This window comes from Bradyrhizobium sp. HKCCYLS3077 (assembly GCF_051167555.1).
Taxonomy (GTDB): Bacteria; Pseudomonadota; Alphaproteobacteria; order Rhizobiales; family Xanthobacteraceae; genus Bradyrhizobium.
The window spans coordinates 125520-151377 of record NZ_JBNPTH010000008.1; the positions used below are offsets into that span (position 1 = coordinate 125520).

Below are 25858 nucleotides of genomic sequence, written 5' to 3' on the forward strand. Positions count from 1 at the left end.
TGCGCCTCATCCCGCAGCGGCCTTGAACCGCGCGCGGTAGGCGGCGGGCGACGTACCGACGCTGCGGCGGAAGGCGACCCGGAATGTCTCCAGCGACTGATAACCGCACTGCGCCGAGACGTCGGCAAGCGGCATGGTCGCGTTCTCCAGCAGTTCGCGTGCCCGCGCCATGCGCTCCTGTTGCAGCCATGCAGCCGGCGCTGATCCTGTTGCCTCCGCGAAGCGGCGCAGGAAGGTGCGCTCGCTCATGCCGGCGCGCTTCGCCATCGCGCCGATCGCGATCGGTTGCGCCAGCCGGGCGCGCGCCCAGTCCATGACCTCGCCGATCGTCCGCCCCGGCCGCAACTGGACGGGAGCGGCGACATATTGCGCCTGGCCGCCGTCGCGATGCGGCGGCATCACCAGACGGCGCGCCACCGAATTCGCGACCTTGCTGCCGAAGTCGCGGCGGACGAGGTGCAGGCAGGCATCGATGCCGGCCGCGCTGCCGGCTGAAGTAATGACGTTGCCCTCGTCGACATAGAGCGTGTCCTCCTCGATGCTGATGTCGGGGTAGAGCCGCTTGAGGTCGGGCATGTGGCGCCAATGCGTGGTGGCGCGCTTGCCGTCGAGCAGGCCGGCGGCCGCCAAGACGAACACGCCGGAGCAGATCGACAGGCAGCGCGCGCCGCGCGCCGATGCCTGCGCGATCGCCCGCAGCAGCCGCTCCGGCGGCCGCTCGTTGCGGTCGCGCCAGCCGGGCACGATGATGGTCCTGGCGTCGTTCAGCCGCGCCAGCGGCGCGCCGGCTTCGACGACGATGCCGCCGATCGCGCGCGACCGCCGCCCCTCGGCCGACACGACCTTGAACTGATACCAGGGAAAATCGAACTCCGGCCGCGGCAGACCGAACACTTCGACGGCGATGCCGAACTCGAACGTGCACAGCCCGTCATAGGTGATGACGGCGACGAGGCCCGGATCCCGCGGGCGGGCGCTGGGAGCAGCTTGCGACATTGGCGGAAACTTACCGGACTTTGTCAGATCCGTCACTTGGGGCCAGAGCCGGCCTGCGCGAGATTGCGACCTCGATGATCTCCAAATTGCACGGACAAGCCATGACCACGCACGTCACCGACGTCCCCGCCGCGCCGTCGGCAAGGGCGCTTCAGCATTTCGAGGACATGCTTTCTTTCGAGGCGGATTGCTGGGACGTCCACGAGAGCCTGCGCGCGCCCGAGGTGGATTTCATCCTGGCCGACGTTCGCGGCCCGGTCTCGTTCGCGAAGGGACACATCGCGGGCGCCATCAACATGCCGCACCGCAGCATCACCGCCGAACGGCTGGCTGACATTCCTGCGGACAGGCTGTTCGTCGTCTACTGCGCCGGCCCGCATTGCAACGGCGCCAACCGCGCCGCCATCCGCCTCGCGCGGCTCGGCCGCCCGGTCAAGATGATGATCGGCGGCGTGACCGGCTGGATCGATGAAGGTTTTGCGCTGACGGCGAGCGACTGAGCGAGAGCCCGGCTCCCCTCCGCCAGCATCGGTGTCGTCCCGGCGAACGCCGGGACCCATACTCCGTGACGCCTCCGGTGAGACGCCGCTGTAGCCTCAGCTCGCTCCAACTCCGGCGTCGGTGGTCATGGGTCCCGGCTCGAGGCCGGGACGACACCGGTTTTGTGGCGGGCCGTCTTGGCACCCCTCCCTAGGCCGCCTTGCGCAGCCCGGCCAGGAACGAGTCGATGCTCTTCGACAGCGCGTCGGCGTGCTGGCCGAGGTCGCGGGTGGCCACCATGACGTGATCGGCGAGCTGCCGCGACTGCTCGGCGGCATCGCTGGCGCCGACGACGTTCTGTGAAACCTCGGTGGTGCCGGAGGCCGCCTGCTGGACGCTGCGCGCGATCTCGCGCGTCGCCGAGCCCTGCTGCTCGACGGCGGCGGCGATGGTCGCGGCGATGCCGCTGATCTCCTGGATCGTGGTGCTGATGTCGCCGATCGCGGTGACGCAATCCGACGTCGCGGCCTGGATCGAGGTGACCTGGCCGGCGATCTCCTCGGTCGCCTTCGCGGTCTGGCCGGCGAGCTCCTTGACCTCGGCGGCGACCACCGCGAAGCCGCGGCCGGCCTCGCCGGCGCGCGCCGCCTCGATCGTGGCGTTAAGCGCCAGCAGGTTGGTCTGGCTGGCGATCGCATCGATCAGGCGCAGCACGTCGCCGATCTTCTCGGCGGCGGCAGCCAGGCTGCCGACCATCTCGGTGGTCTGCCGCGCCTTGATGACGGCGCCGTCGGCCACCTTGCTCGAATGCGTCACCTGGCGCCCGATCTCGGTCACCGACGATGCCAGCTCCTCGGAGGCGGCGGCGACCGTGGACACGCCGCTGGACGCCTCCTCGGAGGCGGCGGCGGCAGCAGCCGCGCGCTGCGACGCGCCGTTGACGCTCATCGTGATCTCGCGGACGACACGCTCCATGTCCTGCGTCGCGCTGGCCACCGCCGAGACCACGCCCTTGACGTCGGCTTCGAAGCGGTCGGCCATCTGCCGCTGCAGCGCCTGCTTCTCCTCCTCGGCACGCTGCTGCGTCGCCTCCTGCGCATCGCGCAGGCTGCTCGTTTCGATCATCGTGCGCCGGAACACGTCGACGGCCCGCGCCATGGTGCCGAGCTCGTCCTTGCGTTCGCCACCGGGAATCGTGACTTCGGTGTCGCCGCTCGACAGGCGGTGCATGACGGCGGTGATCGCGACCAGCGGTCGCGAAATGCCGCGGGCGACGAACAATGCGACGGCGACCGCGAGCAGCAGAATGACGACCGTACCGAGGATCAGCTGCTGCTGCGCGCTGCTCGCGGCGGCCTGATAGGCGGTGGTGTCCTTGATCACCTCAAGCACGGCGATCGGATCGCCGGCGTAGTTCTTGATCTGGCCGACATACAGCGCCGCGGGCCGGCCGGCCAGCGTCGCCTCGCGCTGGATCGGCGCGCCCTTGAACACCGCCTGCACTTCGTCGGTCGTGGCGACCGTCTCGTCGCCGAACGTCGACGACAGCCGCTTCGGCTGGCCTTCGTTGATCCAGTAGACGGCGAGATCGATGCCGTAGCGCTGCTTGGCCCGGTCGACGAATTCCTTGCCGAAGGCGGCGCCGACGTCGACGGTCGCGATCACCTTGCCGTCGCGCACCATCGGGGTCATGCCGAAGATGCCGAGCGACAGCCGGCTCTGCTCGACCCCGGCGATCTGCTTGCCGGTCTGGTTGGCCTCGACCACCGTGATGCGGCGCTTTGAGGTGTCGTCGCCGAACACCTTCGGCTCATGCACGCGGTAGAAGTTGGTGGCCGGCGGCGCCCATACGTTCACCAGCGGAATGCCCTGCGCCTTCAGCGAGGTCATGGCGCCGCCGAGCAGGGTGCCCAGCGCCTCGCGGTCACCCTTGAGATAGGCATCGGCGACCGGCGGCAACGCCGCGAGCGTCGAGCTCACCGCCAGCGCGGCGCGGCCCTCGTAATCGATGCCGGCGGCCACGCTGTCGAACTGCAGCTTGAGCTGCTGTTCCAAGGCGAGGCGGGTCAGCGACCGCTGCTGCATCACCGAGAATGTGCCGAGCACGGCGCAGGCGATGGCGACAGTGAGCGAAAGGGCGACGATGAGGCGGGCGGAGATCGATCGAAGGCGGGACATTCGGGGCATTCCTTGCTTTGCAGCAAGGGTCCCAGAATACCATTAAGGAACAGATACCGTAGTTGCACGGGAATGCAGATTCTGCCGGGAGGTGTCCGCCGCTTGCCTCCAGCGGACCGTGTGCGGCCCGGCCTCAGCTATCCACCTTGAGCGCGGCGATGAAGGCTTCCTGCGGGATGTCGACCTTGCCGAACTGCCGCATCTTCTTCTTGCCTTCCTTCTGCTTCTCCAGAAGCTTCCGCTTGCGCGTGATGTCGCCGCCGTAGCACTTGGCGGTGACGTCCTTGCGCAGCGCGCGCACGGTCTCGCGCGCGATCACCTTGCCGCCGATCGCCGCCTGGATCGGGATCTGGAACATGTGCGGCGGGATCAGGTCCTTCATCTTCTCGACCATCGCGCGGCCCCGGCCTTCGGCGCGGGTCCGGTGCACCAGCATCGACAGCGCATCGACCGGCTCGTTGTTGACGAGGATCTGCATCTTGACGAGGTCGGCCGGCTTGTAGTCGGTCAGATGATAGTCGAACGACGCGTAGCCCTTGGAGACGGACTTCAGCCGGTCGTAGAAGTCGAACACGACCTCGTTGAGCGGCAGATCGTATTTGACCATCGCGCGGGCGCCCACATAGGTGAGCTCCTTCTGATTGCCGCGGCGGTCCTGGCAGAGCTTCAGCACGCTGCCGAGGTATTCGTCCGGTGTCAGGATGGTGGCCTCGATCCAGGGCTCCTGGATCTCGGCGATCTTGACCACGTCGGGCATGTCGACGGGGTTGTGGATCTCGATCTCCTCGCCGTCGGTCAGCTTCATCTTGTAGATGACGCTCGGCGCGGTGGCGATCAGGTTGAGATCGAACTCGCGGGACAGCCGCTCCTGGATGATCTCCAGGTGCAGCAGGCCGAGGAAGCCGCAGCGGAAGCCGAAGCCGAGCGCGGCGGATGTCTCCATCTCGAACGAGAAGCTGGCGTCGTTGAGCCGGAGCTTGCCCATCGCCGCGCGCAGCGTCTCGAAATCGTCGGCGTCGACCGGGAACAGGCCGCAGAACACCACCGGAATCGCCGGCTTGAAGCCCGGCAGCATCTCCGAGACCGGCTTGCGGTCGTCGGTGATGGTGTCGCCGACGCGGGTGTCGGCGACTTCCTTGATCGCGGCGGTGATGAAGCCGACCTCGCCGGGGCCGAGCTCGTCGACCTGCTGCATCTTGGGCGTGAAGAAGCCGACGCGCTCGACGTCATACGCGGCACCCGTACCCATCATCCGGATGCGCTGGCCCTTCTTCATGACGCCGTCGACAATGCGCACGAGCACGACGACGCCGAGATAGACGTCGTACCAGCTGTCGACCAGCAGCGCCTTCAGGGTCGCCTCGCGATCGCCCTTCGGCGGCGGCAGCCGGGTGACGATCGCCTCCAGCACGTCGGGAATGCCGAGGCCGGTCTTGGCCGAGATCATGACAGCGTCGGAGGCGTCGATGCCGATGACGTCCTCGATCTGCTGCTTGATCTTGTCCGGCTCGGCGGCCGGCAGGTCGATCTTGTTCAGGACCGGGACGATCTCGTGGTTGTTGTCGAGCGCCTGGTACACGTTGGCGAGGGTCTGGGCCTCGACGCCCTGGCTGGCGTCGACCACCAGCAGCGAGCCCTCGCAGGCCGCCAGCGACCGCGAGACCTCGTAGGCGAAGTCGACGTGGCCGGGCGTGTCCATCAGGTTGAAGATGTAATCCTTGCCGTCCTTGGCGCGGTATTGCAGGCGCACGGTCTGCGCCTTGATGGTGATGCCGCGCTCGCGCTCGATGTCCATCGAATCGAGCACCTGCTCCTTGCCCGCCATCTCGCGGTCCGACAACCCGCCGGTCATCTGGATCAGGCGGTCGGCCAGCGTGGACTTTCCATGGTCGATATGGGCGACGATGGAGAAGTTGCGGATGTTGGGAATGGGGACGGTCGTCATGGGTCGCGCAAATAGCATCACAGGCCCCTCACCAGCAACCATATTGCTGAATTTCCAGGGCCTTTCTTCACGGCAAGCTGATTCCCCGCAGCCCTAAAACAGGCTACCGAGAGCGGATGTCGAGTACCTCTCTCCCGCCTGTCGCGGCGCGCATGCGCGGCCGTTTCCGACCGCAGCGGCTGGCCGCCTGGCTGGTGGCGCGCGCCACCGCGCCCGCAACCTCGATCTGGGTCGTGATCGGCTTTGCCGTGGTCCACGCGGTGCTGTGGACGGCGATCCTGACCAATCTCAAGGCGGCGCAGGACGTCCATATGGATGTCGCCGAGGCCTATGCCTGGGGCAGCCGATTCCTGTTCGGCTACGGCAAGCATCCGCCGCTGTCGGGCTGGATTGCCGGGCTGTGGTTCGCGGTGTTTCCGGTCAAGGACTGGGCGACCTATGCGCTGGCCATGGCGGTGAACAGCGCCGGGCTCGTCATCATCTGGCTGGCGAGCCTCAAGGTGGTTGACCGCCGCCGGGCGTTCTTCGTGCTGGTGATGGTCGCGCTGTATCCGATCTTCAATTTCAAGGGATTCAAATACAACGCCGATCTGCTGCAGCTCCTGACCCTGCCGCTGGTCGTCCTGGCCTATCTCAACGCCTTCGAGAAGCGCAGCGCCGTGTCCGGCCTGTGGCTCGGCCTCGCCGGCGCGGCGGCGATGATGACCAAATATTGGGTGCTGACCATGATCGGCGCCATCGGGCTGGCGGCGCTGCTGCATCCGGAGCGGCTGCGCTTCCTGGCCTCGCCCGCGCCCTGGGTCGCGATCGTCGCCATGCTCATCGCGATGATCCCGCACCTCATCTGGCTGTGGCAGGTCGATTTCGTGGCGCTGACCTATGCCGGTGATGTCTATTCGCTGTCGGATCGCGGCCGGGCGGCCACGCTGGTGCTGGGCTATGTCGGCCACAATCTGGCGCTGCTGGCGCTGCCGGTGGCGCTGGCGGCGCTGGTGCTGGTCTGGCCGCCGCGGTTCGCGTTCGCCAATTGGCGGCGCGGACCCAATCCCGGGGTCAATCGCAGCCAGGCGCTGAACGTCTGGCTGGTGCAGGCGATCGTCGCCGTCGGACCGCCGCTCGGCGGCCTCGCCTTCACGATCTATATGAAGACCGATTGGGGCATCTCGCTGTTCTTCCTGGTGCCGCTGGCGCTGGTGGCGATCCCCGCGCTGCGGCTGCGCCTGACCACGCTGCCGCGGCTCGCCACGGTGTGGCTGGTGCTGTCGCTGCTGACCCTGATCGCCTCGCCCTGGATCGCCCGGCGCGAGATGGCCGCCAACCCCAACGGCGCCACCGGCTACGGCGCCCGCTCGGAGCTGGCGCGGGAACTGACCAAGGCCTGGCACGCCCGATTCGGGACGCCCTGGCCGCTGGTCGCCGGCTTCTCCGAGATGAACACGCCGATGACCTTCTACAGCCCCGACCATCCGCGGCCGTTCACGGTGCCCTATACGGCGGAGGAGACCTGGAGTTCAGGGCTGAGCACGCTCGACGACCTCAAGCGCGAAGGCTTCATCGGCATCTGCGACACCACCGACAATCGCATCGCGGCCTGCGAGGCGTGGATGCTCAAGCAGGCGCCCAAGTCCGAGCCGCTGGTCATGACCACCCAGCGCTTCTTCCACGGCCAGGCCGGCCCTGCCATCGTTTGGAAGGTGTATATTCAAGGGCCGGGGAAGTAGCCCGCGCGGCCCGCAGGCCGTCCAAATTGATGGTCGAGCTGCTGAGCGGAAAACGGTGCGCTCCCTCTCCCCATTCTTCACGGGGAGAGGGCTGGGGTGGGGGCAACCACACCCACCGACCGTGCGGAGAGCCCCCCTCACCCGGATTGCATCTGACGACGCAATCCGACCTCTCCCCGCAAGCGGGGAGAGGTGAAAGAAGCTCACACGCCTTCTTCGTGGAACTTGTCGTTCACCAGATCAGTGATCGCCTGCAGCGCGGCTTCGGCCTCGGGGCCGGTCGCGGACACCAGGATCTTCGTCCCCGGCGCCGCCGCGAGCATCATCAGGCCCATGATCGAGCGGCCGCCGACGGTCTCGCCGCCGCGCGTGACCCAGACCTCGGCCTGGAACTTCTCGACCATCTGCACGAACTTCGCCGAGGCCCGCGCGTGCAGGCCGCGCTTGTTGGTGATCAGGAGCTCCCGCGAGATCGCGTCGGCCGGCACGGCCGGCCCGGCGATATTATCCTGCGGCGCGTCCTCGTCGCTCATTTGCCGGCAAGCACCCGGCTGGCGATGGTCACGTATTTGCGGCCCGCCTCCTGCGCCATCGCGATGGCGTCGGGCAGCGAACGCTCTTCGCGCACCTTGGCGAGCTTGACCAGCATGGGCAGGTTGATGCCCGCAAGCACCTCGACCTTGGGCCGGCTCATGCAGGAGATCGCAAGGTTCGACGGCGTGCCGCCGAACATGTCGGTGAGGATGGCGACGCCGTCGCCAGTGTCCACGCGGTTCACGGCTTCGATGATGTCGCTGCGACAGAGATCGGAATCATCGTCGGCGCCAATCGTAACCGCTTCGATTTGTTTTTGAGGACCCATGACGTGTTCGAGCGCCGCCCTGAACTCGTCGGCGAGGCGCCCATGGGTCACCAGTACCAGGCCAATCATCGGATACTCCTCGCGGGCGCCTTGGGTGCACCGCACGAACGCGCCACTTTGACCATCCGGAGCCCTCGCGCAAGAGGGCATATTCGCGAGGCTCCCGGATTCTGGCATACGGCAGGAGAGCTAGCGGCGGTCTAATCGGTGGCGATAGTGGGGCTGATATGGTTACCAATTTGCTCCACACAATCGGCCGAAAGATTACCGGAACATGAAGTATTGGTGGTAATTAGTGCTGCTGCAACCATGGGGAAGGGGGCGACCCCCGGGCCGACGGGGACTCGCGGCAATTCAATACCGTTGAGTGTGACACGGAGCGCTTCGGCGTTCGGCAGACGGGCGGCATCCCCGGCCATGAGGTCGACGACGAGCCCCAGTTTTGCCTCCGACACATGGTCGCACCCCCGGATTCCGAGCCCGCGGATCTCGATCAGGCCGGCCAAAGCGGGGGCAGGGCTCACCCATATTTCTCCGCCGCGTGTGGCGAGATGAACACGGTCGTCGCCGACCAGGGTCGCGCGAGGCAGCTGTCCGGCGCGGCCGGCGAGAATCAGATCGAAGGCGAGACGCGATTTGCCCGAGCCGGACGGACCCCGGATCAGGACCGCGAGTTCCCCCACTTGGACGGCCGACGCATGGATGCTGGCCGATTCGGCGGTCACGACGCCGGCAGCCGGACGATGAAGCGCGCGCCGGCGGACGTTGGATTGCCGTCGGCATCGACCGGGCCGGGCCGGTTCTCCGCCCAGATCCGTCCGCCATGGGCATCGATGATCTGCTTGGAGATCGACAGGCCCAAGCCCGAGTTCTGGCCGAAGCCCTGATGCGGCCGGTCGGTGTAGAAGCGCTCGAAGATGCGCTGCAGGGCGTCCTCGCGAATGCCCGGACCGTCGTCGTCGACCGTGATCTCGATCTCGGAGCGCACCCGCCGGCAGGTGATGCGCACCTTGCCGCCGGCCTCCGAGAACGACTGCGCGTTCGACAGCAGGTTGGAGATCACCTGGCCGAGCCGCGAATCATGGCCCGGCACCGAGAAGGTGTCGTTGACCCCGCGGCCCTCGAACCGCACCTCGACGGCGACGTCGGTGCCGTTTTTCTTGGTCTCGTTGGCGACCGAGGTCAGCGTGTTCAAGAGCCGGCGCAGGTCGACCAGGGTCATGTCCTGGCGCTGCAACTCGGCATCCAGCCGGCTGGCGTCGGAAATGTCCGAGATCAGGCGGTCGAGCCGCTTCACGTCGTGTTCGATCACCGCGAGCAGGCGGGCGCGGCTGTTGTCGTTGCGCGCTAGCGGCAACGTCTCGACCGCGGAGCGCAGCGAGGTCAGGGGGTTCTTGAGCTCGTGGGCGACGTCGGCGGCGAACATCTCGATCGCCTCGATGCGGGCGTATAGCGCGTCCGTCATGTCGCGCAGCGCCCCGGAGAGATGGCCGATCTCGTCACGGCGGCGGGTGAAATCGGGGATCTCGACGCGGGTCTTGATGCGGCGGCGGACGCGCTCGGCGCTGTCGGCCAGCCGTCGGACGGGGCCTGCGATGGTGCTGGCCAGCAGCAGCGAGAGCACGATCATGACCGCCGAGGCGACGCCGCCGACCTTCAGGATGGCCAGACGCTCGGCGGTGACCATCTGGTCGATGTCGTCGCCCTGCGTCGACAGCATCAGCGCGCCGTGGATGGTCCGCGAGCGCTGCACCGACACCGCGACCGAGACGATCACCTCGCCACGCGAGTTGACGCGGACCATGCTGCGCTTCTGGCCCTTCAGCGCGTCCGAGACTTCCTCATAGCCGTTGCCGTTCTCCGGGCCGTATTCGCGGTATAGCGGCAGGTCGCCGCGATTGAGCCAGGTGCGCACCGAGATCAGCGCGCGCTCGACGAAGCCGGGCTTCTCGCTCGACGGCGGCGGCAGGTCGAAGCGCAGCACGTTCTCGAGGTTGCGGCTGTCGAGCAGAAGGCCGCCATTGGGATCGTAGATGCGCGCCCGCGTCTTGGTCGGCGAGATCAGCGTCCGCAGCACCGGCGCCACGCGCTCGGGATTAATCGGGAAGTCGAGCGGCGAATATTCGTCCGGCGCGCCATAGCTTTCGCCGGGCTTGAGATCGAGCAGGCGCTCGGGATCGATGGTGATGGTGTTGGTCTGGACGGTCGCGGAGGCGGCGATGGCGCCGGCGATGATTTCCGCCTGCACCAGCAGGCTCTGCGCCCGCGCATCGATCAGGCCGGCGCGGAACTGCGAGAGATAGAGGATGCTGGCAACCAGAGCGAGCAAGCCGGCGATGTTCAGCGAGACGATGCGCCGGGTCAGGCTCGAGAACGACAGCGCGAACAGGAACTGGCCGGCGCGGCGCAGCCAGCTGACCGGACGCTGCCAGCCGGAGACCTGCGGCGTCTCCTCGACCACCTCGTCCGGGGAGTTCAACGCTGGGTCAAGCTGCGTGCGATCGAGCAATGGGAGTGCTCCGATTCCGGATTTCGCAAGGGTCGTGCGGCGGTCTCCCGTGAGACCTCAACTCGCCGCACCAATTCGCCGCAACAATGGCCCCGTTCCGGCAACTGCGCCCAATATGCGCGCAGGCGTCGCAATCTACCCAATCAAGATCGCGACGTCAGCGCGCAATTTCGCATGACGTCGCTCTCAGCAATGCCTCAGGTTTCCTTGAAGCGATAGCCGACGCCGTAAAGGGTCTCGATCATCTCGAACTCCTCGTCGACCATCTTGAACTTCTTGCGCAGCCGCTTGATGTGGCTGTCGATGGTGCGGTCGTCGACATAGACCTGGTCGTCATAGGCCGCGTCCATCAGCGCGTTGCGGCTCTTGACCACGCCCGGACGCTGCGCCAGCGCCTGCAGGATCAGGAATTCGGTGACGGTGAGCGTGACCGGCTCGTTCTTCCAGGTGCAGGTGTGCCGCTCCGGATCCATGCGCAGCAGGCCGCGATCCAGCGCCTTGGCGTCGTTCTCCTTCGGCAGCGCCGTCGGATCCTTCGGCTGCGAGCGGCGCAGCACGGCCTTGACGCGCTCGACCAGCAGGCGCTGCGAGAACGGTTTGCGGATGAAGTCGTCGGCGCCCATCTTCAGGCCGAAGAGCTCGTCGATCTCCTCGTCCTTGGAGGTGAGGAAGATCACCGGCAGGTCGGACTTCTGCCGCAGGCGCCGCAGCGTCTCCATGCCGTCCATGCGCGGCATCTTGATGTCGAGGATGGCCAGGTCCGGCTGGCTGGTCCGGAAACCGTCCAGCGCCGATGCACCATCGGTATAGGTCATGATGCGATAGCCTTCGGCCTCGAGCGCGATCGAGACGGATGTCAGAATGTTGCGGTCGTCATCGACCAAGGCGATTGTGGGCATGAGCCTGCTTTCAGAGTCTGGTTACGCCGAGACTTCGAGAATCGAGATAAGGGCCGCGTATTTGGGCTTCGAACATGGTCAACGAGCAATGCAAGCTGGGCTGAAGTGTGACCGAGTTCCACAAATACCATGGCAAAGTCTTGTGCCATGCCCAAGTTTGTGGCCCGTTTAGCCGAAAAAAGGCCTTCATTGCAACCGGATGGACGAGGGAAAGACGATGTCCGAGAGCTTTAACCCTAACCGCGTGACCCGGTCCCTGCTGCGACGAAGCCGCCAAGGCGCGCTCGCGACCCTGATGACGGGCTCCGGCGATCCGTATTGCTCCCTCGTGAACGTCGCCACCGCCGCCGATGGTGCGCCGGTCATCCTGATCTCGCGATTGGCGGTGCATACGAAGAACATACTAGCAGATTCGCGCGTGTCGCTGATGCTCGATGAGCGCGCGCCCGGTGATCCGCTCGAAGGTGCCCGGATCATGCTGTCGGGCAAGGCCGAGCAGGCAACTGATGAGAACAGGGAAAACCTGCGCCGTCGGTATCTCAATGCGCATCCGTCGGCGAGCGACTATGCCGATTTTGCCGACTTCTCGTTCTTCCTCATTCGTCTTTCCGGCACGCACCTCGTCGCGGGTTTCGGCCGTATCGTCGATCTCAAGCCGGAGCAGTTTTTCACGGATGTCTCCGATGCGGCTGAGCTGCTCGCGGCCGAGCAGGGCGCCATCGATCACATGAACGAAGACCATCGCGACGCGCTCGGCCTGTATGCGACGAAGCTGCTCGGCGCCGAGCCCGCGGAGTGGCGCTGCAGCGGCTGCGATCCTGACGGATTGGATCTGATGGCCGACGGCCGGACGCTGCGGCTCGATTTTCCCGAGCGCGTCACCACGCCCGGAGGATTGCGCAAGATGCTGGTGCGGCTTGCTGATGAGGCGCGGGCGAAGGACTGATAGTTGCTTGGACGGACTGATCGTTCGTTCGAAGGCTGATCATTAGTTCGAGCGTGCATTGGTCGAATCGCATCTGCGCGCCTCGCAAGCGGTGCGCTCCCTCTCCCCGTTCTTCACGGGGAGAGGGTCGGGGTGAGGGGCAGCCACACGGGGATTCTAGCTGGAGAGCGCGATCAGACTATATGCCCCCATCCAATTAGTACCGAAGAGCCGCTTTCCATCATACCCACTCCAGCTGCGTGACCCCGCCAAACCCTTTCACCGAGACCTCCCGTGCGGTTGCCCCTCACCCCAGCCCTCTCCCCGTAAGAACGGGGAGAGGGAGCGCAGCGCCGCTGTGGCGGCGTCGGTTAGAACAGCCGACACCGATATTGGCGGCGATCGTATGCTCCTCTTTCCTGGGCATCTCCCCTTTGCGTCGAACGCAGACGCGTGGCGCCGCGACTAAGTCTCCGTGATGGGCGGAGGTCCGGCATGAGAGGCTGCAAACGCGTGGCGATCGCGGTCGGAGCGGTGCTGCTCGCAAGCGCGTCCGCCCCGCCAGCTCTCGCCCAGAAGACCGATCTCGCCGCCGAGAGCGGCCGGATCATCGCGCTCAGCCGCGCCGGCAGATACCGCGAGGCGTTGCCGCTGGCGCAGGCGATGGTGACGCGACTCGAGGCGACGTCGAACAAGCGCGATCTCGCGGCCGCCCTGACCAATCTCGGCCAGGCGCTGGCCTCGCTCGGTCGCGATGCCGAGGCGGAGCCGGTCTACAAGCGCGCGGTGGCGCTGTACGAGACGGCGCTGGGGCTCGACAGCGTCGAGATCGCGCCGGCGCTCAACAATCTCGCCGCGCTCTATCAACGCCAGCAGCGCTATGCCGAGGCCGAGCCGTTGTTCGTGCGCGCGCTCGCCATCCGCGAGAAGGCGCTCGGCCCCGGCCATCCCGATGTCGGCCAGGCGCTGAACAATCTCGCCACGCTGTACGAACGCCAGGATCGTCATGGCGATGCCGAGCCGCTGTTCAAGCGGGCGCTGGCGATCTATCGCAAGGTGGCTGGCAATGACAGCGCGCCGGTCGCGACGCTGCTCAACAATCTCGGCCAGCTCACCAAGAGCGACGGCCGCGACCGCGAGGCTGAGCCGCTGATCCGGCAATCCCTCGCCATCCGCGAAAAGCTGCTCGGCCCCGATCATCCCGATGTCGCGCGCTCGCTGAACAACCTCGCCGACCTGAAGCAGCGCCAGCAGCGCGCCGACGAGGCGGAGCCGTTGTTCGTCCGCGCGCTCGCGATCCGCGAACGCGCGCTGGGGCCCGATCATCCCGATGCGATCACCGCCTTGAACAATCTCGCCGGTCTCTACCAGGCCGCGGGGCGTCATTCCGATGCGCTGCCGCTGGTCGAGCGCCTCGTTCAGCGCGGGCAGGCGCAGCCGAAGGTCGCGCTCCCCGTGCTGTTTGCGGCCGGGCGCGACGGCCTGCTGCCGGCGCCGAGGGCGTTCGACGAGGCCATCGACGTGATCCAGCGCGGCGCCCAGTCGCAGGCCGGGGCCGCCGTCGACAAGCTCGCGGTCAGGCTCGCGGCTGGCAATGATCGGCTGGCCGAACTGGTGCGCAAGGATCAGGATCTCACGGCTGAAACCGAGACGCTCGACAAGGCCATCATCGCCGCGGTATCGCGTCCCGCCCCGCAGCGCGATCGCGCCGCCGAGACCCGCGACAAGGCGCGGCTGGCAGCGGTCACCGCTGAGCGCACCGGCGTGCGCGCGACGCTGGCGCGGGAGTTTCCTGACTTTGCGGCGCTCGCGAATCCGCTCCCGCTTCGGCTCGGCGACATCCAGTCGCTGCTGGCCGAGGACGAGGCGCTGGTCGCATTCGGCCTCGCCGAGCGCACGGCCTTCGTGCTGGCGGTCACCCGCGACAGCTTCGCGTGGAAGCCGATATCGCGTGATTCGGATACGCTGGCGCGGGACGTCATGCGCTTTCGCCGCGGCCTCGCTCCCACGGCCGCGACGTCCGACCGGTTCGACCTCGTCACGGCCCACGAGCTCTACCAGACGCTGCTGGGGCCGATCGACGCCGAGATCAAGGGCAAGCGCAGCCTGCTGATCGTGCCGTCAGGCGCACTGACGGCGTTGCCGTTCCACCTCCTGGTCACCGAGCCGCCAGCGCAAGCTATTCCGGATCGCGCGGCCGGCTACCGCGATGCGGCCTGGCTGTTGCGGCGTCATGCCGTTGCCGTGCTGCCGTCGATTGGCAGCCTGAAGACGCTGCGGGGCGCGGCGCAGACGCCGCGCGGCAGCCGGCCCATGATCGGCTTCGGCGATCCGGTGTTCGATCCTGGTCGCGCCGGCGCGCCGCCGCGGGCGGTCGACAAGCAGGCCGCGCGCAGCATCGCGACGTTGGCCTATACGGAGTTCTGGCGCGGCGCCGGCGTCGACCGCGCTCAGCTCGCGCGCGCCTTGCCGCAGCTTCCCGACACGGCCGACGAGCTCAAGGCGGTGGCGACCGATCTGGGCGTGGCCGCGGCCGATCTTCATCTCGGCAGCGATGCCAGCGAGACGACCGTGAAGCGGGCGCAGCTGTCGGATTTCCGCATCGTCTATTTCGCCACGCATGGTCTCGTCGCCGGCGACGTCAAGGGCATCGCCGAGCCGTCGCTGGCGCTCAGCCTGCCGGCCGCTCCGTCGGCGCTCGATGACGGGCTACTGACGGCGAGCGAGGTCGCGCAGCTGAAGCTCAATGCGGATTTCGTCGTGCTGTCGGCCTGCAACACGATCGCGGGCGACAAGCCCGGCGCCGAGGCGCTGTCGGGTCTCGCGCGTGCCTTCTTCTATGCCGGCGCGCGGGCGCTGCTGGTCACGCATTGGGCGGTCGATTCGGCGGCCGCGACACGGCTGATGACCGACACGTTCCACCGCCTCACGGAGCACCCGACAATGGGTCGCAGCGAAGCGCTGCGCCAGGCGATGCTCGCGCTGCTGGACGATCCATCTTCGTCCGGCGGCGCGGATCCTTCGGTTTGGGCGCCGTTCGTGTTGCTCGGCGAAACCGAAACGCGCTGATATATCTGTTGCATTGCAGCATCCTGGGCAGCCGTGATGATTGCCAACTGAATGAGCACCGCACGACGAAAAATGAGCGACGTGCATCAGCTCGCAGCGATAACCAATTCGGCCGGATCGTCTTGGCAAGACCAGCGTTGATCAGTATTAGGTCGGCGACCGCGCTTGGTAAGGCGATGTAAACGGTAACGGTCACCGCGCAACGCGCCACGCATTTCGCGCGCGAGTGATGCGGGCTCTCAGGAGGGTTCTTCGTGCAAGAGACGGGTATTCGCAACGGCGCCTTCGGTGCCGACAAGTTCGGCTTAAAGAACCTCAAGCAGGTGCATTGGAATCTCGGCGCGCCCCAGCTCTATCAGTATTCGCTGGCGGCGGGCGAGGCGGTGCTGTCGGCTGATGGGGCGCTGTGCGCGGATACGGGCGAGTTCACCGGTCGCAGCCCGAAGGACAAGTTCACGGTCCGCGACGCATCGACCGAGAAGATGTGGTGGGCCGGCAACCAGTCGATCACGGCCGAGCAGTTCGAGACGCTGTATCAGGACTTCCTCAAGCACGCCGAAGGCAAGAGCCTGTTCGCGCAGGACCTGTATGGCGGCGCCGATCCGGCGTTCCGCATCAAGACGCGCGTCTTCACCGAGCTCGCGTGGCACTCGCTGTTCATCCGCACGCTGCTGATCCGCCCGGAGACAATCGAGCTCGACACCTTCGTGCCGGAGCTCACCATCATCGACATGCCGAGCTTCCGTGCCGACCCGAAACGTCACGGCGTGCGCTCGCAGAACGTCGTGGCCATCGATTTCGCCCGCAAGATCGTCCTGATCGGCGGGTCTTATTATGCCGGCGAGATGAAGAAGAGCGTGTTCACGACGCTCAACTACTATCTGCCCGAGCGCGGCGTGATGCCGATGCACTGCTCGGCCAATGTCGGCCCGAACGGCGACACCGCGATCTTCTTCGGCCTGTCCGGCACCGGCAAGACGACGCTGTCGGCCGATCCGAACCGCACCCTGATCGGCGATGACGAGCATGGCTGGGGTCCGTCCGGCGTGTTCAACTTCGAGGGCGGCTGCTACGCCAAGTGCATCAAGCTGTCGCAGGAAGCCGAGCCGCAGATCTTCGCCGCGTCGACCCGCTTCGGCGCCGTGCTGGAGAACGTCGTGCTCGACGAGGACAGCCGCGTCCCGGATTTCGACGACGGCTCCAAGACCGAGAATACCCGCTCGGCCTATCCGCTCGACTACATCCCGAACGCCTCGCGCACCGGCCGCGCCCCGCATCCGAAGAACGTCGTGATGCTCGCCGCCGACGCATTCGGCGTGCTGCCGCCGATCGCAAAACTGTCGCCGGCGCAGGCGATGTATCACTTCCTGTCCGGCTACACCGCCAAGGTCGCCGGCACCGAGCGTGGCCTCGGCAACGAGCCGCAGCCGGAGTTCTCGACCTGCTTCGGCTCGCCGTTCCTGCCGCTCGATCCGTCGGTGTACGGCAACATGCTGCGGCAACTGATCGCCGACCACAATGTCGACTGCTGGCTGGTCAACACCGGCTGGACCGGCGGCAAGTACGGCACGGGCTCGCGCATGCCGATCAAGGTGACGCGCGCCCTGCTGACCGCGGCGCTCGACGGCTCGCTCCGCAATGTCGAATTCCGCACCGACAAATATTTCGGCTTCGCGGTGCCGACCGCCTTGCCGGGCGTGCCGAGCGAGATCCTCGATCCCGTCAACACCTGGAGGGACAAGGCCGAGTTCGACAAGACCGCCCGCGCTCTGGTCGGCATGTTCCAGAAGAACTTCGCCAAGTTCGAAGCCCAGGTCGACGCCGACGTCCGCGCCGCCGCGCCGGACGTGAAGCTCGCGGCCGAGTAAGTTCGCCAACGCTCGTCGGGTCAGCCGCGGCTCGCGGCTGGCCCGATTTTGCATTTAATAGGTCACTATGGCGGCGCTAGCGCAGATGGCTTTGCCCGAAAGGCCCGAGGTCGCGCCCCACCCACAGCCGTCGTCCCGGCGAACGCCGGGACCCAGAACCACAGGACGGCGTGGTGAGGCAGGCTGGGCGCTCCAGCCTTCGTCAAACTTGGAATCGTGTTTATGGGTCCCGGCTCAAGGCCGGGACGACGCCGGGGTGTGACGCAGCCGACTGCGCTTGCGCGTGAAAGGCGCGCGATCACCAGTGTGACATCCCGCACGGAAGCCGGCGTTGGTGCCGCCTATCCTCCAATCATCGAACGGCAATGACGCCGGGATCGAATGATCAGAAGGGATACCCACCATGCTCCGCTCCATCCTCATCGCCTCCGCCGCTGTCCTGACGCTCGCCTCGTCGGGCGCGTATGCCGGCAATTCGTCCTCGATCGTGCAGAACGGCAATGGCAACGGTGCCGAGACCTTCCAGAAGGGCCGCAACAACGACAGCCAGATCATCCAGTACGGCAACGGCAACGGCGCCGGCGTGCATCAGATCGGCCGCAACAACAACGCCGGCATCGGCCAGAACGGCGACGGCAACTACGCCGGCGTGTGGCAGCGCCGCCGTTGATCGGTGAGTTGGAGCGGACGGAAGCGGGGGCCTGACACCCCGCTTCCGGTTCGCTGCCCTGATCTCGCTCTATCCGACGTGCTCTCCTCGTCGACCGTCCGCAAGAGTTGCCCAGCTCGTTGCGTGAGACCGATCCAGTCCGACGCGCCATCCGGACAAAACTGCAATTCTGAATTGACCAAGTTTCCGCGCATTCGCTGCGCCCTCTCCCCCGCGTGCGGGGGAGAGTTGGAGAGGGGGCGCCACGCGCACCGCCGCCGGAGTGGGCCCCCTCCCTAACCCTCCCCCGCAAGCGGGAGAGGGGACGTACCGACCGCATGGTGACAGCGGGGCCAACCTTCAGCCCGTTCTATCGGCGACGGTCGATTCCGAGTTCAGGCAATCAAGCCACCGCGCCCACCGCCTTGCCCTCTCCCCCGCGTGCGGGGGAGAGTTGGAGAGGGGGCGCCATTTGCACCGCTGTTGGAGCGGCCCCCTCCCTAACCCTCCCCCGCACGCGGGAGAGGGGACGCACCGCCCGCCGGGTGACAGCGGGGACAGCGCCATCCTTGAGTCCCGCGCGCCCCGCGAAAGATTTCAGTCCGTGTCACCTTGTTGCAACGGCCGCGGGCGCGCATTCGGTTAAGATACACGTCGCCGTGAGCGTCGTGGAGCTGGACTTCGCGGCCTCGTGACGTGCGCATCGGGCTTGATGCTCAAGGCAGGATGGGGCGGGGTGTCCATGAATACGAAGCAGGCTTCGCTGGTCTCCGTGATCGGGACAGCCGCCGTGCTGCTGGCAGCGCCGGCCGCTGCGCAGGTCGGTTTCATCGATACCAACGGCAACGGCTTCCTGCCGCTGAACGGGCCGATCGTGCTCAACCAGGCGCTTCCGCCCGGGCAGAACATCGCGGGCATCGTCCAGCTGGCGCCGAACCCGCTGGCCACCGTCACGCAGAACGGCTTCTACAACCGCACCGCCATCATCCAGGTCGACGGCACCAACACCGCCAACATCACCCAGTTCGGCGACTTCAGCCACGCCTTCATCATCCAGGTCGGCCCGACCAACAACGCCGCCATCGCGCAGACCGGCAACAATGCGTCGGCGTTCGCCATCCAGCTGGCGGCCTCTCCGATCACCGCCCTGGGGACCGGCTATCTGCAGCGCGTGGCGGCGAATCTCCTGTTCGCGCCGGAAACGGCCGCGGCGCTTCCCACCATGGCCCAGCTCAGCGCGCAGGATTTCTCGCGGGACCTGCTGTCGCAGCTCGGCACCGGACGAGGCCAGGCGTGCATCGATCAGCCGTCGCCGGCCAGGGCGCCGCTGATCACCAAGGCCGTACCGGCGGCGGTCGCGCCGCCGTGCAAGGTCGCCTTGTTCGTCCAAGGCAATTATCACCACGGCGACCACGCCGATGCGTTCGGTTCGACTGCCTACAGCTACGATTCCGGCGGCGTGCTGGCGGGCGCGAAGTTCTATCTGACGCCCGAGCTCGCGATGGGACCGACGGCCGGCTACACCCGGACCGCCGCCAGCTTCAAGCAGGGGCTCGGCTCCACAGATCTGGACTCGTACCATTTCGGCGGCTTCCTGGCCTACGACACCCGCTCGTGGTTCGTTCACGCCATGGCCGCCTATGGCTGGAACGGCTACAGCATCTCGCGCACCGGCTTCGCTGCGCCGATCACGCCGAAGACCAACGGGCAGAGCGCGGTCGCCGCGATCAAGGCGGCCTATCTGTTCGATCTCGGCATGGTGAAGGTCGGGCCGCTCGGCGGCTACACATACTCGCAGAGCCATGTCAGCGATTATGCCGAAACCGGCGACCCCTTCCTGACGCAGACGGTCGGCAGCCAGTCGCTGCGGTCGTCGGTCGTCAGCGGCGGTGTCCGCTTCGAGCCGGGCGTTGCGGCGTTCGGCCCGAAGACCACAGGCTACCTCGACGTGACCGTCGAGAAGAACCTCATCAACACCACGCGGGTGGTGCAGACGACGTTCACGCTGGCGCCGGGCGTGCCGGTGTTCACGCCGGTGCGTCCGTTCGACGACACCTATGTCCGGATCGCCGGCGGCATCGGCTACGATCTCGCGGCCAATACGCGTCTCACCGTGTCCGCTGACGGCGTCGTCGCCGACCGCGGCACGCGGAGCGTCGGCGTCAACGCGGGCATCCGCTTCGGGTTCTGATCTCGCTCATAGCTCTATTCGCTCTCTGACTACGTGGTCACCCGCGCGTCTCGCTGAAGACGGGCCGCCCTGTGAGGTGGTTGAATTCGCACCTCACCCACCGCCGTCGTCCCGGCGAAAGCCGGGACCCATAACCACAGGACGGTGTGGCGACGTGCGCAGTTGGCTCCAGCCTTCGCCAAGCCGGCAGCGGTGTATATGGGTCCCGGCTCGAGGCCGGGACGACAGCTGAGCATGACGCGCCGGTGGGGCAAACTGGTCATGCGTCGACGCGTCCAATCACCAGTGTGACCTCCCGCACGGAAGCGGACGTTGCGGCCGCCTATCCTCCCATCATCGAACGGCAATGACGCAGTTCGAATGATCAACAGGGATAACGACCATGCTCCGCTCCATCCTCCTCGTCTCCGCTGCGGTCCTGACGCTCACCTCGGGCGCCTATGCCGGCAACTCGTCCTCGATCGTGCAGAACGGCAACGGCAACGGCGCCGAGACCTTCCAGAAGGGCCGCAACAACGACAGCCAGATCATCCAGTACGGTAACGGCAACGGCGCCGGCGTGCATCAGATCGGCCGTAACAACAACGCCGGCATCGGCCAGAACGGCGACGGCAACTACGCGGGTGTGTGGCAGCGCCGCCGTTGATCGGCCGGGCGGAGCGGAAGGACGCGTGCCGCCCCCTCGCCACGCGTCCTGTCCGCTGACCACCGCCGCCAACATCAAACCGAAGGAAACAGCCCGATGAGCAAGCTTCTTCTGATCGCCGGTGCCGCGCTGGCGCTGGTTTCCGCCCCGGCCTATGCCGGCGGCATCACCGCCTGCGTGCATGCCAAGACCCAGATCGGCAACGGCCTGAGCGACAGCGTCACTCAGAACTGCCAGTATAACATGAACGGCCAGATGCAGGCCGGCAACGGCAACACCGCCAGCGCCCGCCAGACCGGCATGAACAACAGCTCGAACTCGACGCAGCTCGGCAACGGCAACGCCACCCGCCTCGATCAGCGCGGCCGTGACAACAGCGCCGGCGCCATGCAGGTCGGCAACGCCAACCGCGTCAAGGTCCATCAATGGTAGTGGCCGCCGCTCGGCCTGACCTGCAACACAACGGCGATCGGGCGAGGCCTCGCCCGGTCGCATCGCCGCCAAGGAGACGGACAGATGAAGCTGATCCCGCATAAGGCGCTGCTGCTCACCGCTGCTCTGGCCGGGCTCACCAGCCTGTCGGCGCAGGCCGAGACGACATCGATCACGAACGGCAGCAACGCGGCGACCGTGACCCAGAGCGGCGCGCCGGCCACCGACAAGAAGGTCGAGACGCGTCCGGGCTATACCAAGATCGAGCAGAGCAGCGGCGGCAATTCGACGACGATCGTCCAGAAATCCGGACCTGCGACGTCCTCGACGACCGAAACCGACCCGGGCCACACCTCTGCGACGCCGACGCCTGATCCCGACGCTGCTGACGGTGACGACGACCGCAAGTCATCGATGACCGACTCGGATGTCTACCGGGAGGTGCGCAAAGGGGCCTCGCCGCAATCGCAGAAGACGCTCGACAACCTCATGAAGTCGATGGGTCTGCAGAAGAAGATGTAAGCCGCGTCGCTCGCGTCACGCCTTGAAATAGGCGATCTGCGTCGTGGTCGCGAGCAGCCGGCCGGACGGCGACCACAGTTCGCCATGCTGGTCCTGATAGCTCCGGTTGAACACCTTGGCGTCGGCGGTCGCCAGCACATGCGTGATGTCCTCTGCCGCGAGCTCCTCGCGGCTGACATGGAAGTAGGTCGTCAGCGACACCGTGCCGAACGGGATCAGCTCGCCGCGGACGTGGAAGGCGCGGCCGAAGAACGCATCCGACATCGACAGCAGCGACAGGCAATCCAGCTTGCGCGGCTTGCGATCGGAGATCCACAGCCGCGAATAGGCGCTGCGCGGTTCGTCGGAGCGACTGCCGAAGTCCGGGCGTCCTTCCACGAAGCGGAAATCATATTGTCTGGTCCAGGACATCCCGGCATCGGGATAGCGCTTGACCTGATCGAACGCGGGCGCGTCGGGTTTGACGGCCGGCTGGTGCGACCAGGATGGCCGCCGCTCGGCAAAGACAGCAGTGGCCAGCGTTGCCGAATCGGCGTCGCCCTGGCTGAGCTCCACGCACCAATGCTGCGAGGAGCGGTTGGCCTTGATCAGCCGCACGTCGAGATCGAACGGACCTTCCGCGATCGGCGCGCAATAGTTCACTGTCACGGCCAGCGGATCGCCCATGATTTGCGGATGCTCGATCAACGCGCGCAGCACGGTCGCGGCGGTGACGCCGCCGAACGGACCGACGAAGGCCCAATAGTCCGGGCTGGTGCGGCCCTGCCAGCGGCTGTCGCCGGCGGTGACGCGGGTGGCCTCGTCGAACAGATGCGCTGTTGTCTCGGTCATGCGTTCCTCCTGGCGGCCATCGTATGATGGCCGTCAGGTGAAAAGCAATCGCAGGCGGACTCAATGACCTCACAGGTCATTGAGCAGCAGTGTCACGCCCGCTGCGCGTGCGGCAGCGCGGCCGCTGGCCCGACCGGCACGTTCCAGATGTCGTCGGCATATTCGCGGATGGTGCGGTCGGACGAGAACCACGCCATGCGCGCGATGTTGAGGATCGAGGCGCGGGTCCAGGCCGGCGTGGTCTGCCAGCGCGCGTCGACGCCGCGCTGCGTCTCGTAATAGGAGTCGAAATCCGCCGACACCATGTAGTGATCGAGATGGCGCAGCGCATGCGCGATCGGCTCGAACCGGCCGGGCTCGCCGGGCGAGAACAGGCCGGACGCGATCGCATCGATGGCACGACCGAGCCGCGGCGAACGCCGGATCACGTCGGTGGCATCCAGCCCCTGCTGGCGCCGGATCATGACGTCGGGCGCCTCCATGCCGAAGATCGCGATGTTGTCGGCGCCGACATTGTCGCGGATCTCGATATTGGCGCCGTCGAGCGTGCCGATGGTGATCGCGCCGTTCAGCGCCAGCTTCATGTTGCCGGTGCCGGACGCCTCCATGCCGGCGGTCGAGATCTGCTCGGAGAGATCGGCCGCGGGAATGATCGTTTCCGCCAGGCTGACATTGTAGTCGGCCATGAACACGACCTTGAGCTTGCCGGCGATCGCCGGGTCGCTGTTGACGACATCGGCGACGTCGTTGATCAGCTTGATGATCAGCTTGGCATAGCGGTAGCTCGCCGCCGCCTTGCCGGCGAAGATCTTGACCCGCGGCACCCAATCGCGTTGCGGATCGTCCTTGATGTCGAGATACAGCGCCACCGCCTCGAGGATGTTGAGGAGCTGCCGCTTGTATTCGTGGATGCGCTTGATCTGCACGTCGAACAGCGCGCCCGGATCGAGCCGGACGTTCATGCGCTCGGAGATAAGACGCGCGAGCTGCACCTTGTTGTGGTGCTTCACCGCGCGGAACTTGTCGTGGAAGCCGGAATCGGCGACGTAGCTCTCGAGGCTCGAGAGAAGCGTCGGATCGTCGACGATGGCGTCGCCGCAGGCCTCGCGCAGCAGGCCCGTCAGCTTCGGATTGGCGAGCGTCAGCCAGCGGCGGAAGGTGATGCCGTTGGTCTTGTTGGTGATGCGGCCGGAATAGAGATGGTTGAGATCGTGGAACACGGTCTCCTTCATCAGGTCCGAATGCATCGCCGAAACGCCATTGATGCGATGCGAGCCGACGAAGGCGAGCTGGCCCATGCGCACGCGGCGGCCGCTCTTCTCGTCGATCAAGGACACCGAGGCGCGATAGTCGATATCGCCGGGCGCGCGCTGCTCGGCGAGCGCGAGATGCTGCGCATTGATGCGGTAGATGATCTCGAGATGCCGCGGCAGCAGCCGTTCGAACAATTCGACCGGCCAGGTCTCGAGCGCTTCGGGCAGCAGCGTGTGGTTGGTGTAGGACAGCGTCGCGACCGTGATCTTCCAGGCCTCGTCCCAGCGGAAATTGTGCAGGTCGACGAGAATCCGCATCAGCTCGGCGACCGCGAGCGAGGGATGCGTATCGTTGAGCTGCACCGCGGCCTTCTGCGCGAGACTCCGCAACTGGCCGTCGGAGCCGAGATGGCGCTTGATGAGATCCTGCAGCGAGGCCGAGACGAAGAAATATTCCTGGCGCAGCCGCAGCTCGCGCCCGGCCGGGCTCTCGTCATTCGGATACAGGAATTTGCAGATCGCCTCCGCGCGCGCTTCTTCCGCCGATGCGCCGAGATAGTCGCCGGAGTTGAACACGTCGAGCTTCAGCGGATCGGGCGAGCGCGCCGACCACAGCCGCAGCGCATTCACATGCTGGCCGCGCCAGCCGACGATCGGCGTGTCATAGGCGACCGCCTGAACGGTCTCGCCGGGATGCCAGATCGCGCGGTCGCGGCCCTTGTCGTCGACATGCTCGACGCCGCCGCCGAAATGGACGTGATAGACCACTTCGGGGCGCTGGAACTCCCAGGGATTGCCGAACGACAGCCAGACATCGGGATATTCGTGCTGCCAGCCGTCGACGATGACCTGGCGGAACAGGCCGAAATCATAGCGGATGCCGTAGCCAATCGCCGGGATCTGCAGGGTCGACATGCTCTCCATGAAGCACGCTGCGAGCCGGCCGAGGCCGCCATTGCCGAGCGCGGCATCCGGCTCGCATTTGCGCAGGTCCTGCAGGCCGACGCCGAGATCGCCGAGCGCGGTCTCGAACACCTTCATCAGGCCCATATTGTTGAGCGCGTCGGTGAACAGACGACCGATCAGGAATTCGAGGCTGAGATAATAGACCCGCTTGCGCCCTGCGTCGTAGCTCTCCTTGTCCGCCGTCAGCCAGCGATGCACGATGCGGTCGCGCAGGGTCAGCGCTGCGGCGTGATACCAGTCCTGCTGCGTCGCCTGGCTCGCCTCCTTGCCGATCGCGAGCCGAAGCTTCGCGAGGATGTCGCTCTTGATCTCGGCGACGGCCAATTCGTCGACGGGCTGGCCGGTGCTTACGAAGCTGCGCTGGGACGGCTGATCTGTCACCTTGAAACCTGTGATGCTACGAGGAACCGGTAAAAGCATACGATGGTTGCGCGCGGTCCGAAACCCGGGGAAAGGCTGGTCCGCACAGCAAGGTGATGGAAAAAGATGCAAGGTTTGGGCCGGAGTTCCGGGAGTGGAACGCTCTAGCTGCCTGCAGGTGTGAGAAGAGGATCGAGAGAAATCTCCTCGTCGTCATCCCGGCGAAAACCGGGATCCAGACTCACCGGCCAAAGATGAGGCCCGACAAGTCGCTCCAATCCGGGTTATCCTTTTCGATCAGCTCGACCTTCCAATCGCGATGCCAGTTCTTCAGCTGCTTCTCGCGTGCGATAGCCTCCAGCGGGCACGCGAAGCGCTCGACGTGGACGAGCCGAAAAACCCTGTACTTGCTGACGAACTTTGAGCCCCGCCCGGCACGATGGTCTTCGAGGCGCTTCCTGACATCACTGGTTACGCCGATATACAGCGGGCCGTGATGCCCGCTGGCAAGAATGTAGACCGTCCATGCGGCCCGTGCGCTCATCGGTCCGTGCCA

21 protein-coding genes are annotated in these 25858 nt (G+C 66.3%); 10 read left to right on the top strand and 11 right to left on the bottom strand.

All coding sequences use genetic code 11. From position 1 onward, the window contains the following. Window positions 1-6 precede the first annotated feature (6 nt). Entirely contained in the window at window positions 7-996 is a 990-nt protein-coding gene (gene ftrA, locus ACQR0Z_RS29020; protein WP_434920893.1) for a transcriptional regulator FtrA, read from the bottom strand. 101 nt (window positions 997-1097) lie between these two features. On the opposite strand from ftrA, the gene ACQR0Z_RS29025 reads away from it, so the two are divergent. Further along, window positions 1098-1496 carry a rhodanese-like domain-containing protein gene (locus ACQR0Z_RS29025; RefSeq protein ID WP_434920894.1) on the top strand — a complete coding sequence of 133 codons (399 nt, stop codon included), beginning with the start codon at window positions 1098-1100 and terminating at the stop codon, window positions 1494-1496. A gap of 190 nt (window positions 1497-1686) precedes the next feature. On the opposite strand, the gene ACQR0Z_RS29030 is transcribed toward ACQR0Z_RS29025, so the two are convergent. After that, window positions 1687-3654, bottom strand: coding sequence for a methyl-accepting chemotaxis protein (locus tag ACQR0Z_RS29030; RefSeq protein WP_434920895.1), 1968 nt, complete (start codon window positions 3652-3654; stop codon window positions 1687-1689). A 133-nt stretch (window positions 3655-3787) separates the two neighbouring features. After that, window positions 3788-5599: a translation elongation factor 4 gene (gene lepA, locus ACQR0Z_RS29035; RefSeq protein WP_434862194.1), complete on the bottom strand. Its 1812-nt coding sequence runs from the start codon at window positions 5597-5599 to the stop codon at window positions 3788-3790. A 116-nt stretch (window positions 5600-5715) separates the two neighbouring features. Here lepA and ACQR0Z_RS29040 point away from each other — a divergent pair, with 116 nt between their 5' ends. Next, complete coding sequence (locus tag ACQR0Z_RS29040; RefSeq protein ID WP_434920896.1) at window positions 5716-7320, top strand: glycosyltransferase family 39 protein; 1605 nt, start codon at window positions 5716-5718, stop codon at window positions 7318-7320. Between the two features lie 203 nt (window positions 7321-7523). Here ACQR0Z_RS29040 and ACQR0Z_RS29045 read toward each other — a convergent pair whose 3' ends face one another. The 5 genes from ACQR0Z_RS29045 to ACQR0Z_RS29065 all read right to left on the bottom strand — a co-directional run bounded on the left by ACQR0Z_RS29045 (window position 7524) and on the right by ACQR0Z_RS29065 (window position 11590). Beyond that, entirely contained in the window at window positions 7524-7853 is a 330-nt protein-coding gene (locus tag ACQR0Z_RS29045) for an HPr family phosphocarrier protein (RefSeq protein WP_434862196.1), read from the bottom strand. After that, window positions 7850-8251, bottom strand: coding sequence for a PTS sugar transporter subunit IIA (locus tag ACQR0Z_RS29050; RefSeq protein WP_006611446.1), 402 nt, complete (start codon window positions 8249-8251; stop codon window positions 7850-7852). The genes ACQR0Z_RS29045 and ACQR0Z_RS29050 overlap by 4 nt, the downstream gene beginning before the upstream one ends. Window positions 8252-8382: 131 nt before the next feature. Continuing rightward, window positions 8383-8907 carry an HPr kinase/phosphorylase gene (locus ACQR0Z_RS29055; RefSeq protein ID WP_434920897.1) on the bottom strand — a complete coding sequence of 175 codons (525 nt, stop codon included), beginning with the start codon at window positions 8905-8907 and terminating at the stop codon, window positions 8383-8385. After that, window positions 8904-10691 carry a stimulus-sensing domain-containing protein gene (locus tag ACQR0Z_RS29060; protein WP_434877990.1) on the bottom strand — a complete coding sequence of 596 codons (1788 nt, stop codon included), beginning with the start codon at window positions 10689-10691 and terminating at the stop codon, window positions 8904-8906. Before ACQR0Z_RS29060 ends, ACQR0Z_RS29055 begins: the two co-directional genes overlap by 4 nt. A gap of 197 nt (window positions 10692-10888) precedes the next feature. Next, window positions 10889-11590, bottom strand: coding sequence for a response regulator transcription factor (locus tag ACQR0Z_RS29065; protein ID WP_006611449.1), 702 nt, complete (start codon window positions 11588-11590; stop codon window positions 10889-10891). A 217-nt stretch (window positions 11591-11807) separates the two neighbouring features. On the opposite strand from ACQR0Z_RS29065, the gene ACQR0Z_RS29070 reads away from it, so the two are divergent. The 8 genes from ACQR0Z_RS29070 to ACQR0Z_RS29105 all read left to right on the top strand — a co-directional run bounded on the left by ACQR0Z_RS29070 (window position 11808) and on the right by ACQR0Z_RS29105 (window position 21892). Continuing rightward, window positions 11808-12536 carry a HugZ family protein gene (locus ACQR0Z_RS29070; RefSeq protein WP_434920898.1) on the top strand — a complete coding sequence of 243 codons (729 nt, stop codon included), beginning with the start codon at window positions 11808-11810 and terminating at the stop codon, window positions 12534-12536. A gap of 474 nt (window positions 12537-13010) precedes the next feature. Next, window positions 13011-15584 (top strand): CHAT domain-containing tetratricopeptide repeat protein, encoded by a 2574-nt coding sequence (locus ACQR0Z_RS29075; protein ID WP_434920899.1) that lies wholly within the window; start codon window positions 13011-13013, stop codon window positions 15582-15584. Window positions 15585-15838: 254 nt separating this feature from the next. Next, window positions 15839-17452 carry a phosphoenolpyruvate carboxykinase gene (locus ACQR0Z_RS29080; protein WP_434920900.1) on the top strand — a complete coding sequence of 538 codons (1614 nt, stop codon included), beginning with the start codon at window positions 15839-15841 and terminating at the stop codon, window positions 17450-17452. Window positions 17453-17855: 403 nt separating this feature from the next. After that, window positions 17856-18122, top strand: a complete 267-nt coding sequence (locus tag ACQR0Z_RS29085) for a hypothetical protein (protein ID WP_434860615.1) — start codon at window positions 17856-17858, stop codon at window positions 18120-18122. A 721-nt stretch (window positions 18123-18843) separates the two neighbouring features. Then, the gene (locus tag ACQR0Z_RS29090) at window positions 18844-20292 is read left to right on the top strand and encodes an autotransporter domain-containing protein (RefSeq protein ID WP_434921042.1); all 1449 of its coding nucleotides are present in this window, start codon (window positions 18844-18846) and stop codon (window positions 20290-20292) included. A gap of 382 nt (window positions 20293-20674) precedes the next feature. Then, the gene (locus ACQR0Z_RS29095; RefSeq protein WP_434880121.1) at window positions 20675-20938 is read left to right on the top strand and encodes a hypothetical protein; all 264 of its coding nucleotides are present in this window, start codon (window positions 20675-20677) and stop codon (window positions 20936-20938) included. 96 nt (window positions 20939-21034) lie between these two features. Further along, window positions 21035-21370: a hypothetical protein gene (locus ACQR0Z_RS29100; RefSeq protein WP_434862202.1), complete on the top strand. Its 336-nt coding sequence runs from the start codon at window positions 21035-21037 to the stop codon at window positions 21368-21370. Window positions 21371-21454: 84 nt separating this feature from the next. Next, window positions 21455-21892 carry a hypothetical protein gene (locus tag ACQR0Z_RS29105; RefSeq protein WP_434920901.1) on the top strand — a complete coding sequence of 146 codons (438 nt, stop codon included), beginning with the start codon at window positions 21455-21457 and terminating at the stop codon, window positions 21890-21892. A gap of 15 nt (window positions 21893-21907) precedes the next feature. On the opposite strand, the gene ACQR0Z_RS29110 is transcribed toward ACQR0Z_RS29105, so the two are convergent. The 3 genes from ACQR0Z_RS29110 to ACQR0Z_RS29120 form a co-directional block, all read right to left on the bottom strand. Beyond that, window positions 21908-22723 carry an acyl-CoA thioesterase gene (locus tag ACQR0Z_RS29110; RefSeq protein WP_434920902.1) on the bottom strand — a complete coding sequence of 272 codons (816 nt, stop codon included), beginning with the start codon at window positions 22721-22723 and terminating at the stop codon, window positions 21908-21910. 92 nt (window positions 22724-22815) lie between these two features. Next, entirely contained in the window at window positions 22816-25323 is a 2508-nt protein-coding gene (locus ACQR0Z_RS29115) for a glycogen/starch/alpha-glucan phosphorylase (RefSeq protein ID WP_434920903.1), read from the bottom strand. 220 nt (window positions 25324-25543) lie between these two features. After that, entirely contained in the window at window positions 25544-25846 is a 303-nt protein-coding gene (locus tag ACQR0Z_RS29120) for a GIY-YIG nuclease family protein (RefSeq protein WP_434920904.1), read from the bottom strand. Window positions 25847-25858 lie beyond the last annotated feature (12 nt).

Bases quoted from the DNA above. Each gene is read 5' to 3' on its own strand.
- ftrA (WP_434920893.1), bottom strand. From the start codon at position 996: ATGTCGCAAGCTGCTCCCAGCGCCCGCCCGCGGGATCCGGGCCTCGTC.
- ACQR0Z_RS29025 (WP_434920894.1), top strand. From the start codon at position 1,098: ATGACCACGCACGTCACCGACGTCCCCGCCGCGCCGTCGGCAAGGGCG.
- ACQR0Z_RS29030 (WP_434920895.1), bottom strand. From the start codon at position 3,654: ATGTCCCGCCTTCGATCGATCTCCGCCCGCCTCATCGTCGCCCTTTCG.
- lepA (WP_434862194.1), bottom strand. From the start codon at position 5,599: ATGACGACCGTCCCCATTCCCAACATCCGCAACTTCTCCATCGTCGCC.
- ACQR0Z_RS29040 (WP_434920896.1), top strand. From the start codon at position 5,716: ATGTCGAGTACCTCTCTCCCGCCTGTCGCGGCGCGCATGCGCGGCCGT.
- ACQR0Z_RS29045 (WP_434862196.1), bottom strand. From the start codon at position 7,853: ATGAGCGACGAGGACGCGCCGCAGGATAATATCGCCGGGCCGGCCGTG.
- ACQR0Z_RS29050 (WP_006611446.1), bottom strand. From the start codon at position 8,251: ATGATTGGCCTGGTACTGGTGACCCATGGGCGCCTCGCCGACGAGTTC.
- ACQR0Z_RS29065 (WP_006611449.1), bottom strand. From the start codon at position 11,590: ATGCCCACAATCGCCTTGGTCGATGACGACCGCAACATTCTGACATCC.
- ACQR0Z_RS29070 (WP_434920898.1), top strand. From the start codon at position 11,808: ATGTCCGAGAGCTTTAACCCTAACCGCGTGACCCGGTCCCTGCTGCGA.
- ACQR0Z_RS29075 (WP_434920899.1), top strand. From the start codon at position 13,011: ATGAGAGGCTGCAAACGCGTGGCGATCGCGGTCGGAGCGGTGCTGCTC.
- ACQR0Z_RS29085 (WP_434860615.1), top strand. From the start codon at position 17,856: ATGCTCCGCTCCATCCTCATCGCCTCCGCCGCTGTCCTGACGCTCGCC.
- ACQR0Z_RS29090 (WP_434921042.1), top strand. From the start codon at position 18,844: ATGAATACGAAGCAGGCTTCGCTGGTCTCCGTGATCGGGACAGCCGCC.
- ACQR0Z_RS29095 (WP_434880121.1), top strand. From the start codon at position 20,675: ATGCTCCGCTCCATCCTCCTCGTCTCCGCTGCGGTCCTGACGCTCACC.
- ACQR0Z_RS29100 (WP_434862202.1), top strand. From the start codon at position 21,035: ATGAGCAAGCTTCTTCTGATCGCCGGTGCCGCGCTGGCGCTGGTTTCC.
- ACQR0Z_RS29105 (WP_434920901.1), top strand. From the start codon at position 21,455: ATGAAGCTGATCCCGCATAAGGCGCTGCTGCTCACCGCTGCTCTGGCC.
- ACQR0Z_RS29110 (WP_434920902.1), bottom strand. From the start codon at position 22,723: ATGACCGAGACAACAGCGCATCTGTTCGACGAGGCCACCCGCGTCACC.
- ACQR0Z_RS29120 (WP_434920904.1), bottom strand. From the start codon at position 25,846: ATGAGCGCACGGGCCGCATGGACGGTCTACATTCTTGCCAGCGGGCAT.